Annotated in this window: 10 protein-coding genes; 7 read left to right on the top strand and 3 right to left on the bottom strand. The window is 71.8% G+C overall.

Annotation, left to right across the window (positions count from 1 at the left end; genetic code table 11):
* Positions 1 to 79: 79 nt before the first annotated feature.
* The 3 genes from fmt to ABZU99_RS06865 all read left to right on the top strand — a co-directional run bounded on the left by fmt (position 80) and on the right by ABZU99_RS06865 (position 4,654).
* The gene (gene fmt / locus ABZU99_RS06875; RefSeq protein ID WP_356043551.1) at positions 80 to 1,012 is read left to right on the top strand and encodes a methionyl-tRNA formyltransferase; all 933 of its coding nucleotides are present in this window, start codon (positions 80 to 82) and stop codon (positions 1,010 to 1,012) included.
* A 166-nt stretch (positions 1,013 to 1,178) separates the two neighbouring features.
* Positions 1,179 to 3,155: an ABC transporter ATP-binding protein gene (locus ABZU99_RS06870; RefSeq protein WP_356043548.1), complete on the top strand. Its 1,977-nt coding sequence runs from the start codon at positions 1,179 to 1,181 to the stop codon at positions 3,153 to 3,155.
* 44 nt (positions 3,156 to 3,199) lie between these two features.
* A complete protein-coding gene (locus ABZU99_RS06865) occupies positions 3,200 to 4,654 on the top strand; it encodes a transcription antitermination factor NusB (protein WP_355941279.1) in 1,455 nt (484 codons plus the stop codon).
* Positions 4,655 to 4,680: 26 nt separating this feature from the next.
* On the opposite strand, the gene ABZU99_RS06860 is transcribed toward ABZU99_RS06865, so the two are convergent.
* A complete protein-coding gene (locus ABZU99_RS06860; protein WP_356043545.1) occupies positions 4,681 to 5,616 on the bottom strand; it encodes a serine hydrolase in 936 nt (311 codons plus the stop codon).
* A 195-nt stretch (positions 5,617 to 5,811) separates the two neighbouring features.
* Here ABZU99_RS06860 and rpe point away from each other — a divergent pair, with 195 nt between their 5' ends.
* The 3 genes from rpe to ABZU99_RS06845 all read left to right on the top strand — a co-directional run bounded on the left by rpe (position 5,812) and on the right by ABZU99_RS06845 (position 9,149).
* On the top strand, positions 5,812 to 6,510 hold the full coding sequence (gene rpe / locus ABZU99_RS06855) for a ribulose-phosphate 3-epimerase (RefSeq protein ID WP_355941284.1): 699 nt from the start codon (positions 5,812 to 5,814) through the stop codon (positions 6,508 to 6,510).
* Positions 6,511 to 6,621: 111 nt separating this feature from the next.
* Positions 6,622 to 7,611 (top strand): sugar-binding domain-containing protein, encoded by a 990-nt coding sequence (locus ABZU99_RS06850; protein ID WP_355941559.1) that lies wholly within the window; start codon positions 6,622 to 6,624, stop codon positions 7,609 to 7,611.
* Between the two features lie 89 nt (positions 7,612 to 7,700).
* Positions 7,701 to 9,149 carry a GuaB1 family IMP dehydrogenase-related protein gene (locus tag ABZU99_RS06845; RefSeq protein ID WP_356043542.1) on the top strand — a complete coding sequence of 483 codons (1,449 nt, stop codon included), beginning with the start codon at positions 7,701 to 7,703 and terminating at the stop codon, positions 9,147 to 9,149.
* 117 nt (positions 9,150 to 9,266) lie between these two features.
* Here ABZU99_RS06845 and ABZU99_RS06840 read toward each other — a convergent pair whose 3' ends face one another.
* The gene (locus ABZU99_RS06840) at positions 9,267 to 10,064 is read right to left on the bottom strand and encodes a DUF2637 domain-containing protein (RefSeq protein ID WP_356043539.1); all 798 of its coding nucleotides are present in this window, start codon (positions 10,062 to 10,064) and stop codon (positions 9,267 to 9,269) included.
* Positions 10,061 to 10,213 carry a hypothetical protein gene (locus tag ABZU99_RS06835; RefSeq protein ID WP_355941293.1) on the bottom strand — a complete coding sequence of 51 codons (153 nt, stop codon included), beginning with the start codon at positions 10,211 to 10,213 and terminating at the stop codon, positions 10,061 to 10,063. The genes ABZU99_RS06840 and ABZU99_RS06835 overlap by 4 nt, the downstream gene beginning before the upstream one ends.
* Positions 10,214 to 10,566: 353 nt before the next feature.
* Between ABZU99_RS06835 and ABZU99_RS06830 the strand changes: the two genes are divergently transcribed.
* Positions 10,567 to 12,039, top strand: coding sequence for an amino acid permease (locus tag ABZU99_RS06830; RefSeq protein WP_355941296.1), 1,473 nt, complete (start codon positions 10,567 to 10,569; stop codon positions 12,037 to 12,039).
* Positions 12,040 to 12,049: the final 10 nt, after the last annotated feature.

The raw sequence follows: 12,049 nt of genomic DNA, 5'->3' as shown, positions 1-12,049 counted from the left end.
CGCTCGTACGCCCCCTCGGGCGGCGGCCCCATAGACTGGGGCGCCTGTTCCGCTGTGTGTGAGAGGTAGTTCGCCACCCATGAGGCTCGTCTTCGCCGGTACCCCCGAGGCCGCCCTGCCCGCGCTGGACGCGCTGATCGCGTCGGAGAGGCATGAGGTGGTGGCCGTGGTGACCCGCCCCGACGCGCCCGCCGGGCGTGGCCGTCGGCTGGTGGCCAGCCCGGTCGCCGAGCGGGCCGAGGAGGCGGGTATCGAGGTGCTCAAGCCCGCCAAGCCACGGGACCCGGACTTCCTCGCCCGGCTGAGCGAGATCGCACCGGATTGCTGCCCGGTGGTGGCGTACGGGGCGCTGCTGCCCAAGGCCGCGCTGGAGATTCCGGCGCACGGCTGGGTCAATCTGCACTTCTCGCTGCTGCCCGCGTGGCGGGGCGCGGCGCCCGTTCAGCACGCCGTGCTCGCGGGGGACGAGGTGACCGGAGCGTCGACCTTCCAGATCGAGGAGGGGCTGGACTCCGGTCCGGTGTTCGGGGTCGTGACGGAGGACATCCAGGCCACGGACACCAGCGGCGATCTGCTGACCCGGCTCGCCTTCGCCGGGGCCGGGCTGCTCACGGCGACCATGGACGGCATCGAGGACGGCACCCTGCGCGCCGTACCGCAGCCCGCCGAGGGCGTCTCGCTCGCCCCGAAGATCAACGTCGAGGACGCGGAGATCGACTGGACGGCGCCCGCGCTGCGCGTCGACCGTCTGGTGCGCGCGTCCGCCCCCGCGCCGGGCGCGTGGACCACCTTCCGGGGCGAGCGGCTGAAGGTTGTCGCGACGGCGATGGCGGCGGACCGTACGGATCTGGCGCCCGGTGCGCCGGCCGCCACCAAGAAGGCCGTGTACGTGGGCACGGGCAGCCACGCGGTGGAGCTGACCTGGGTGCGGCCGCAGGGCAAGAGGCCGATGCCCGCGGCGGACTGGGCTCGTGGCGTGCGGATCGCCGAGGGCGAGCGGCTCGGCGGCTGAGGCCCGCGGGGCGCGCGGGGCGCCGGTAGGTCGACCCAACGGCGGCACTCCAACAGCGGCGAGGAGTTGACCTCAACCTTGGTTGAAGTCATACGTTCCTGGTGTGCCGCCGGTCCGGACCAGCCGGCGAACCCAGGGCGGCACCCCGAGACCTCGGAGGTGCGCGATGGACATGGAAGTCACCGCGTGGCATTCCCTGCACCACGCCTCGAACGCCAGGGACGACCGGCGGCCCTTCTCCCGCCCGACGCTGCGCCGCATCGGCGCCTTCGCCCGCCCCCATCGCCGCCCGCTGCTGCTCTTTCTGGTGCTGAGCACGGTCATGGCGGTGCTCGCGGTGGCGACACCGCTGCTCGCGGGCCGGGTGGTGGACGCGATCGTCCACCATTCGGGGCAGGGCACGGTCCTCGGGCTGGCCGGGCTGATCGCCGTCATCGCCGTCGCCGAGGCGACGCTCGGGCTGCTGACCCGCTGGCTGTCCTCGAACATCGGCGAGGGGCTGATCCTCGATCTGCGGACCGTCGTGTTCGACCACGTCCAGCGCATGCCGGTGGCGTTCTTCACCCGCACCCGCACGGGCGCGCTGGTCAGCCGCCTCAACAACGATGTCATCGGTGCGCAGCGGGCGTTCAGCGACACCCTGTCCGGCGTCGTCGGAAACTTCGTCACCCTGCTGCTCACCCTCGTCGTGATGATCGGGATCTCCTGGCAGATCACTCTGCTGGCGCTGCTGCTCCTGCCCCTCTTCCTGCTGCCGGCCCGCCGGGTGGGCTCCAGGCTGGCCAGGCTCAGGCGCGAGGCGGCGGCCCACAACGCCGCGATGAGCACCCAGATGACCGAGCGCTTCTCCGCGCCCGGGGCGACGCTGGTCAAGCTCTTCGGACGGCCGGCGGACGAGTCCGCCGAGTTCGCCGCGCGGGCCCGGCGGGTGCGGGACATCGGGGTGCGCACGGCGATGGTCCAGGTCTCCTTCGTCACCGCGCTGACCCTTGTCTCGGCCCTGGCCCTCGCCCTCGTCTACGGCCTCGGCGGCTACTACGCGCTGCACGGCCGGCTCGACCCGGGCGCCGTCGTCTCGCTCGCGCTGCTGCTCACCCGGCTGTACGCGCCGCTGACCGCGCTGGCCGGGGCGCGGGTGGAGGTCATGAGCGCGCTGGTCAGCTTCGAGCGGGTCTTCGAGGTGCTGGATCTTGAGCCGCTGATCACCGAGCGGCCGGACGCCCGGCGGGTCCCGGAGGGTCCGGTGTCGGTCGAGTTCGACCGGGTCGGCTTCGGCTACCCGGCCGCGGACAAGGTCTCCCTCGCCTCGCTGGAAGAGGTCGCGAACCTCGACACCCGCGGCGGCGTCCAGGTGCTGCACGAGGTCTCCTTCCGCGCCGAACCGGGCCGGATGGTCGCGCTGGTGGGCTCCTCCGGCGCCGGGAAGTCGACCATCGCGCAGCTGCTGCCGAGGCTCTACGACGTCGACAGCGGCGCCGTGCGGCTCGGCGGCGTGGACGTCCGCGATCTGTCCGCCACCTCGGTCCGCGAGACGCTTGGCATGGTCACCCAGGACGGCCATCTCTTCCATGACTCGATCCGCGCCAATCTGCTGCTGGCCCGGCCCGAGGCCACCGACGACGAGTTGTGGGAGGTGCTGCGGCGGGCCCGTCTGGAGGGACTGATCGCGGCCCTGCCGGACGGTCTGGACACGGTCGTGGGCGAGCGCGGCTACCGGCTCTCCGGCGGCGAGCGCCAGCGGCTGACCATCGCCCGCCTGCTGCTGGCCCGCCCCCGGGTGGTGATCCTCGACGAGGCCACCGCACATCTGGACTCCACCTCGGAGGCGGCCGTGCAGGAGGCGCTGGCCGAGGCGCTGGACGGGCGGACCGCCGTGGTCATCGCCCACCGGCTGTCCACCGTGCGGGCAGCCGACCTCATTCTCGTCGTGGAGGACGGACGGATCGTGGAGCGCGGTACGCACACGGAGCTGCTGGCCGCCGCAGGCCGTTACGAGGAGCTGTACCGCACCCAGTTCGAGCAGCCGTCCATCCCGGGCGGAGTGGCCATCGCGGGCGGCGCGGCCATGGACGGGACCGGCACGGACGGGACCGGCGGGGGCCCGGGGGAGACGGCGGCGACCGCCGAGGCCCCGGCCACGTAGGCTGGACTCTTCAGCCCCATCCGTCTCCCCGGAGCACATTTCCCGTGACCGACCAGTCCCGTCGTCGCCGTCCCGCCACCTCGAACCGGCCCGGCAAGCCCTATCGCCGCCCGCAGAAGGACCCCGTGCGGATCCTCGCCTTCGAGGCGCTGCGGGCGGTCGACGAACGGGACGCGTACGCGAACCTCGTGCTGCCGCCGCTGCTGCGCAAGGCCCGCCAGGACGGGACCTTCGACGCCCGGGACGCGGCGCTCACCACCGAGCTGGTCTACGGCACCCTGCGCCACCAGGGCACCTATGACGCGATCATCACCGCCTGTGTGGACCGCCCGCTGCGCGAGGTGGACCCGCCCGTGCTCGATGTGCTCAGCCTCGGCGCGCATCAGTTGCTGGGAACCCGTATCCCCACGCACGCCGCGGTCTCCGCGAGCGTCGAGCTGGCCCGGGTGGTGCTCGGTGACGGGCGGGCCAAGTTCGTCAACGCGGTGCTCCGCAAGATCGCCTCCGATGACCTCGACGGCTGGCTGGAGCGGGTCGCCCCGCCGTACGAGGAGGACCCCGAGGAGCACTTGGGCGTCGTCCACTCCCATCCGCGCTGGATCGTCTCCGCGTTGTGGGACGCGCTCGGCGGCGGCAGCGCCGGGATCGAGGACCTGCTGGAGGCCGACAACGAGCGGCCCGAGGTCACCCTTGTCGCCCGGCCCGGCCGGTCCACGGCCGATGAACTGCTGGCGGCGGTCGGCGGGGAGTCCGCGCTGCCGGGCCGCTGGTCCCCGTACGCCGTGCGCCTCACCGAGGGCGGTGAGCCCGGTGCGCTGGACGCGGTGCGCGAGGGGCGGGCCGGGGTGCAGGACGAGGGCAGCCAGCTCGTCGCCCTCGCGCTCGCCGGCGCCCCGCTGGACGGGCCCGATCAGCGCTGGCTGGACGGTTGTGCCGGACCCGGTGGCAAGGCCGCGCTGCTCGGCGCGCTCGCCGCGGAGCGCGGCGCCTGGCTGCTCGCCGCCGAGAAGCAGCCGCACCGGGCCCGGCTGGTGGGCAAGGCCCTGGCGGGAAACCCCGGCCCGTACCAGGTCATCGCCGCGGACGGCACCCGGCCGCCGTGGCGGCCGGGCACCTTCGACCGGGTGCTGGTCGACGTCCCGTGCACCGGGCTCGGCGCGCTCCGTCGCCGCCCCGAGGCGCGCTGGCGGCGCCGCCCCGAGGACCTGGAGGGCTTCGCCCCGCTGCAGCGCGGGCTGCTGCGCGAGGCACTGGCCGCCGTGCGGGTCGGCGGCGTGGTCGGCTACGCGACCTGTTCACCGCATCCGGCCGAGACCCGGGCCGTGGTCGAGGACGTCCTGCGGGGCCGGGGCGGCCCGGCCGCCTCGGCGGAGTGGGTCGACGCCCGCCCGCTGATGCCCGGGGTGCCCGCGCTGGGCGAGGGCCCGGACGTCCAGCTGTGGCCGCATCTGCACGGGACCGACGCCATGTATCTGGCGCTGCTGCGCCGGACGGCCTGACGGGCCCAGAGACCGGCGGACCGGCCTCACTCCCTGGGGACCGCCGGCAGCGCCTCCTGGGGGTGGTCGGTGGGTGCGTAGCGCGTGGCGGCGTGTGCGGTGGGGTTGAGGTCCCTGTGCACCGCGCGTGCGACGGCCTCTATGGTCTCCACGCCCGCCTTCATGCTGGAGTTGTCCTGGGTGAGCACCGTGAGCGTGTAGGTGTGGCCGCCGCCGGTGAAGGCGCCGATGCTGTGCACCCGCCAGCCGTGCGTGGAGCGGGACAGCCAGCCGTTCTTCACACGGATGTGCGTGCCGCTCGGCGCACCGGCCGGGGTGCCCCAGCGCTGCTCGGGGATGACCTCGCCCATCAGCGTGAGGATGTACGCGCGGGCGTTGTCGCTCAGCACCGAGTTCGGATGGGTGATCAGCTCCAGGAGCTTCTCCTGGTCGTTCGCGGTGATCTGGGTGAGCCCCCAGTAGCCATCGCTGCCCGGGACGGTCCGGGTCATCCCGGCGGCCTTCAGGAACGCCTGGACCTTGGCGGGCCCGAGCTGCTTCCACAGCTTGCTGGTGGCGGCGTTGTCGGACCGCGTGATCATGTCGGTGGACAGGGTGTGCTCGCGGTCGGTCAGAAACCGGTGGTGCTTCTTCGCGTCCCACAGCAGTGTGGCCAGCACGGTCACCTTGACGACGCTCGCGGAGTCGAACTTCTGGTCCGCGCGCAGCGTGCAGCGGGTGTGGGTGCTGTCGTCGCGGAGGCTGACCGCCGTGGTCGCGGACCGGCCGTGCAGCGCCGCCGCGATGTCCTTGGACAGCTTGGCGGCGAGCCTCGCCTGGTCCGAGGCGCAGACCGGCCGTGGTGTCGTGGACGGCGCGGCGACGGCGGACGCCGCCCCGGCCGCCGGTGGCACGAGCACCGCCGCGGCCAGCGCCGCGGACAGTGCGGCGCCGGAGCGCCGGGGTATTCGGTCTCTCGTCATGGTTGCTATGCCCGTTCCCTTGTCTCGTCGCTCGTCACAAGAGCCTCTTCGGTGCTCTCGGTCCACAAGACACACGCGCGACGGCCAAGGGTTGTCTCTGAGGTGTAGGTGTTTTTTCATGTCGTGTTCTTCGCTGCGAGTACCCGCGATCATCCCGACTCCCATGACCGGACCCGGTCATGGGAGGCTGGTGTCATGGCCGTGCAGATCAATCCCAGCATCCTGTCCGCAGACTTCTCGCGCCTGGCGGATGAGGCGAAGGCAGTCCAGGGCGCCGACTGGCTCCATGTGGACGTGATGGACAACCACTTCGTCCCCAACCTGACCCTCGGTGTGCCGGTGGTCGAATCGCTGGGCAAGGCGACGGACACGCCGCTGGACTGCCATCTCATGATCGAGGACCCGGACCGCTGGGCCCCGCAGTACATCGAGGCGGGGGCCGGCTCGGTCACCTTCCATGTCGAGGCCGCGGCCGCTCCGGTGCGGCTGGCGCGTGAGATCCGGGCCAAGGGCGCCCGGGCGGCGATGGCGCTCAAGCCCGCGACCGCCATCGAGCCGTACGAGGATCTGCTGCCCGAGCTGGACATGCTGCTCGTCATGACGGTGGAGCCCGGCTTCGGCGGGCAGGCGTTCCTCGACATCATGCTGCCGAAGATCCGCCGTACCCGTGAGTTGATCTCCAAGCACGGTCTGGAGCTGTGGCTCCAGGTGGACGGCGGGGTCTCCGCCGCCACCATCGAGCGGTGCGCCGAGGCGGGTGCCGACGTGTTCGTGGCGGGCTCCGCGGTGTACGGCGCGGAGGACCCGGCCAAGGCGGTACGGGAGCTGCGCGGTCTCGCGGAGCAGGCGGCCGGCGCACCCGGCCTGTGCGGCCACTCCGCTACCGGCCGGTGAACGTAAGGGTAAAGGCCGGACCAACTCCACCGTTTCTGACAGGATGACGGTGAGTCCGGAACAGTGACAAGTGAGGAGACCGCGGTGTCGACGGGCCGTTCAGCCACGCGGATGGGACCCGCCGAACTGGTGCAGGCGGCGGCCATGGCGCGCCGCTTCTACCTCGAGGGCAAGTCCAAGATCCAGATCGCCGAGGAGTTCGGTGTCAGCCGCTTCAAGGTCGCGCGCGTGCTGGAGACGGCGCTCGAGCGCGATCTGGTGCGCATCGAGATCCGGGTTCCCGCCGAGCTCGACGCGGAGCGCTCCGACGCGCTGCGCGCCCGGTACGGGCTGCGGCACGCGGTCGTCGTCGAGTCCCCGGCCGACGCCGAGGCCGACACCCCGGACCCGGAGAACCTGGGCGAGGTCGCCGCGGATCTGCTGGGCGAGCTGGTGACCGAGGGGGATGTGCTGGGGCTGGCCTGGGGCCGGTCCACGATCCATATGGCGGCCGCACTGCACCGGCTGCCGCCGTGCACCGTCGTCCAGCTCACGGGCGTGTACGACGCGGGCACGGCCGAGCGCGGCTCGGTCGAGGCGGTGCGCCGGGCCGCCGCGGTTTCGGGCGGTGAGGCGCACCCCATCTACGCACCGATGCTGCTGCCCGACACCGCCACGGCGGACGCGCTGCGCGGTCAGACCGGTATCGCCCGCGCCTTCGAGTACTTCGACAAGGTGACCGTGGCCTGCGTCTCCATCGGGTCGTGGGAGGCCGGGATCTCGACGGTCTACGACATGCTGTCGGAGGAGGAGCGGGCCCACTACGAGAGCCTGGGCGCCGCCGCCGAGATGTCGGCGCACCTCTTCGACGCGGAGGGCCGCCGGATCGGCCGCGACCTGGGCGAGCGGTGCATCACGGTGGAGGCCGACCGGCTGCGGCGGATCCCCGAGGTGGTGGCCATCGCGGGCGGGCGCAGGAAGGCCGACGCGATCGGTGCGGTGCTGCGGTCCGGCCTGGTGACGAGCCTGGTGACGGATACGGCAGCGGCGGACCATCTGCTCAAGGAGACGGGCCCCGGCCCCGAGCCGGCCCTGGAGCGGGTCGACCCCGACGGCTCGTGAGCCCGTAGGCGGGATACGACAGCCCGTAGGCCGGTACGACGGCGGGGCCGGGAACTTCCCCGGCGTCGTACCAGGGCGCGCATGGGACAATGAAGTACGTGCGTTTCCTCAATGATCAAAAGCCGCCGTACGACCTGACCTACGACGATGTGTTCATGGTGCCGAGCCGCTCCGCGGTCGGCTCCCGCCAGGGCGTGGACCTGGCCTCGCCCGACGGCACCGGTACCACCATCCCGCTCGTCGTCGCCAACATGACCGCGATCGCCGGCCGCCGCATGGCGGAGACGGTCGCCCGCCGCGGTGGCCTCGTGGTCATTCCGCAGGACATCCCCATCGGCGTCGTGACCGATGTGATCCGGTGGGTCAAGAGCCGGCACCTCGTGCTCGACACCCCGATCGTGCTCGCACCGTCCGGGACCGTCGCCGACGCCCTGTCGCTGCTGCCCAAGCGGGCCCACGGCGCGGGGGTCGTGGTGGAGGACGGGCGCCCGGTGGGCGTGGTCACCGAGTCCGACCTGACCGGCGTGGACCGGTTCACCCAGCTCTCCGAGGTGATGTCCAGGGACCTGCTGGTCCTCGACGCGGACATCGACCCGCAGGAGGCCTTCACCCGGCTCGACGCGGCCCACCGCAAGTTCGCCCCCGCCGTGGACGCGGACGGCAAGCTCGTGGGCATCCTGACCCGCAAGGGCGCCCTGCGTGCGACCCTCTACAGCCCCGCGGTGGACGCCGAGGGCAAACTGCGGATCGCCGCCGCCGTCGGCGTCAACGGCGACGTCGAGGGCCGTACGAAGGCGCTGCTGGACGCCGGGGCGGACACGATCGTCGTGGACACCGCCCACGGCCACCAGGAGTCGATGATCACCACGCTCAAGACGGTCCGGGGCCTCGGCCCGCGGGTGCCGGTCGTGGCGGGCAATGTCGTGGCCGCCGAGGGCGTGCGCGATCTCATCGAGGCGGGCGCCGACATCGTCAAGGTCGGCGTCGGACCGGGCGCCATGTGCACGACCCGCATGATGACGGGCGTGGGCCGGCCGCAGTTCTCTGCGGTGCTCGAATGCGCTGCCGAGGCGCAAAAGTTCGGCAAGCACATCTGGGCGGACGGCGGCGTGCGGCACCCGCGCGACGTCGCGATGGCGCTGGCCGCCGGGGCGTCCAACGTCATGATCGGCTCATGGTTCGCGGGGACGTACGAGTCGCCGGGTGACCTTCAGCACACCGCCGACGGGCGTCCGTACAAGGAGAGCTTCGGCATGGCGTCGGCACGCGCCGTGCGCAACCGCACCAGCGAGGAGTCGGCCTACGACCGTGCCCGCAAGGGCCTGTTCGAGGAGGGCATCTCAACCTCGCGGATGTTCCTGGACCCGGCCCGGCCGGGCGTCGAGGACCTGATCGACTCGGTCATCGCGGGCGTGCGGAGCTCTTGCACGTACGCGGGCGCGGGCACGCTGGAGGAGTTCCACGAGCGGGCCGTGGTGGGCGTTCAGAGCGCCGCGGGCTACGCGGAGGGCAAGCCGCTGCACGCCTCCTGGGACTGATGCCTTCTGGGACTGATGCCTCCTGGCACTGATGCCTCCTGGGACTGATGGTGGCGCACCCCGGCCCCCACTCGCTCGGGTGAGTGGGGGCCGGGGTGCGCGGCGGGATGCCCTGGGTCACCGCACCATCCCGCGCTGCTCACCGCGGGTGCGGGGCAGGGCGTGGCGGGGCGGGCTGGTGAGGGTGATCTGACGCACCAGCTGGTGGAACGAGACCAGCGCGGCGACCGGCGGGAGACCGGCGACGGCCATGCTGGGTGCGTTCTTCGGAGCGTGCGCGACGCACAGGAACACCGCGATGGTGGAGAAGAGCACGACCACGGCCCACGAATGCGCGGCCCCGCGGCGGTGCAGGGCGGCCCGCAGCACCGACAGCGAGGCGACCAGCCAGGGCCCGTAGACCAGCAGGGGCCACCACGCCGCCATGGACTCCGAGGTGCTGGGGGAGGCCAGATAGCGCAGCGGGGGGTACGAGATCATTCCACCGAGCACGCTCAGCATCGCGACGATGACCGTGGTGACCGCGGCGAAGATCAGGCTGATCAGCTGGAGCCACGGCATCGTCGGCAGCCGGAAGCGGACCCGGCGGCGCTTGCCGCGGCCGCGGACGTGCGCGGGGGAGGGGGAACGGATGGGACCGACGGGGCCGACGGGGCCGACGGGGCCGACGGGGCCGATGGGGCCGGTGTTGTGCACCGACTCCTCGGGGGAGGCGGAGCTCGTCTGGAGCAGCCGGGCCAGGTCTCCCTCCAGGTCCCAGCGGCTCTCGAGGGTTTCCGGATCGGGCAGGGGGAAAGGATTCATCTCGTAGTCGACGCCCGCGTCGAACCGCTCCCCGGGACCGGGAGCGGGGGCGGGGCGGTGGCCGGTGGGTGGGGGCCCGTAGCCGCCCGGCCTCGGCTCGGTATAGGTCATGCCTTGACGCCCGGTTCCGTCGTACCGGAGCGTCGCACGAAGTCCGCCTCGATCCTGCCGAGCGTCCGGAGGAAGTCCTCCCATACGCGCGAGCAGTATTCGAGCGGATAGTGGTCGTCCTCACCTCCGTGGTCCCGGGCCCGGAACACGGGTTCGATCGTAAGCGGGGAGTGATCGGGTGGCTGCAGGCTGTCAGTGGTCACGTCCCCACCAACGACCGCTAAAATGGTGCCGTATCGCGGCATTCGGGTGAATCGCGCGCTGACTCGCGCAGTGTCTCGCAACAATTCCCCGCCGAGCGCCCCCGTGCGCAACGTTGCAACACGTATGCGCAAGGGTGGTGCATTACGACCGTGGGCGGACGACTCATAAAGTCTCGCTGACGTGGAGTAGCGGGAACCGACTGCTCGGCGATTGTTCACCTGTGGGTCTGTCACCCGACATCCGCATGTCCGCCGTCAGTCGCCACTACCCGACCGGCAGCGATAAAGGAGCCACCTCAGTGTTGGAGCACGGCGCAGCACCGCCCGCCACCCAGCGACCGGAACCAGAGCCTCCGGCTAACGGGCTCGGCGCCCGGTTGATGCGGCGCAAGCCGGTGGAGCAGCTGGTCGCCGAGGGCGGCCAGGGTGAGGGTGGGTCCCTGCGGCGCTCCCTCGGCATGTGGCAGCTCACCATGATCAGCATCGGTGCCACCCTCGGCACCGGTATTTTTGTCGTCCTCGGCGAAGCGGTGCCCGACGCGGGCCCCGCCGTCATTGTGTCCTTTGTCATAGCCGGGCTCACCGCGCTGTTCTCGGCGCTGTCGTACGCGGAGCTGGCAGGCACCATCCCGGTCTCCGGATCGTCCTACTCCTACGCCTACGCCACCCTGGGCGAGCTGATCGCCTGGGTGTGCGGCTGGTGTCTGATCCTGGAGTACGGCGTCTCGGTGGCGGCCGTCGCCGTCGGCTGGGGCGAGTACCTCAATGAATTGCTCGATGGCACGCTCGGCATCACCATCCCCGACGCGCTCTCCGCGCCGCCCGGTGACGGCGGCATCTTCAACCTGCCCGGGCTGCTCGTGGTGCTGCTGGCCATGGCGTTCCTGCTGGGCGGGGCCAAGGAGAGCGCCCGTGCCAACACGATCATGGTCGGTGTGAAGATCGCCGCACTGATCCTCTTCTGCGCCGTCGCCTTCACCGGCATCCGGGCCGGGAACTACACCCCCTTCATGCCGCTGGGCATGGCGGGCGTCAGCGCCGCCGGCGCCACCCTCTTCTTCTCCTACATCGGCTTCGACGCCGCCTCCACCGCCGGTGAGGAAGCCAAGAACCCGCAGCGTGACCTGCCCCGCGCGATTATGCTCTCCCTGATCATCGTCACCACGCTGTACTGCCTGGTCGCCGCGGTGGCGGTGGGCGCGCTGCCGTGGAAGAAGTTCACCGGCTCCGAGGCCGCGCTCTCCGGGATCATGGAGAGCGTCACCGGTCAGAGCTTCTGGGCCGTGCTGCTGGCGGCCGGCGCCGTCATCGCCATCGCCTCCGTCGTCCTGACCGTGCTCTACGGACAGACCCGCATCCTCTTCGCGATGTCCCGCGACGGGCTCGTGCCCAAGGCCTTCTCCACCATCCACGAGCGGACCGGGGTGCCGCGCGCCAACACCATCATCGTCTCCCTCTTCTGCGGCATCCTCGCCGCCGCGATCCCGCTCGGCCAGCTCGCCGACGCCACCAGCATCGGCACGCTGTTCGCCTTCGCGCTCGTCAACATCGCGGTGATCGTGCTGCGCCGGACCCGGCCCACCATGACCCGCACCTTCCGGGTGCCGCTGTCCCCGCTCTTCCCGCTGATCGGCCTCGGGCTGTGCCTGTGGATGATGGGCAGCCTGGAGGTCGTGACCTGGGTGGTCTTCGGGGTCTGGATGGCCGTCGGCCTTGTGCTGTACTTCGGTTACGGCATGCGCCGTTCCCGACTGGCCACAGCAGAAAAGTGATCCCCCCGCA

It is taken from the genome of Streptomyces sp. NPDC005266, assembly GCF_040607655.1.
Classification (GTDB): domain Bacteria; phylum Actinomycetota; class Actinomycetes; order Streptomycetales; family Streptomycetaceae; genus Streptomyces.
The sequence above is the reverse complement of the archived record's forward strand: the minus strand, read 5'-3'. Positions and strand labels throughout refer to the sequence as shown.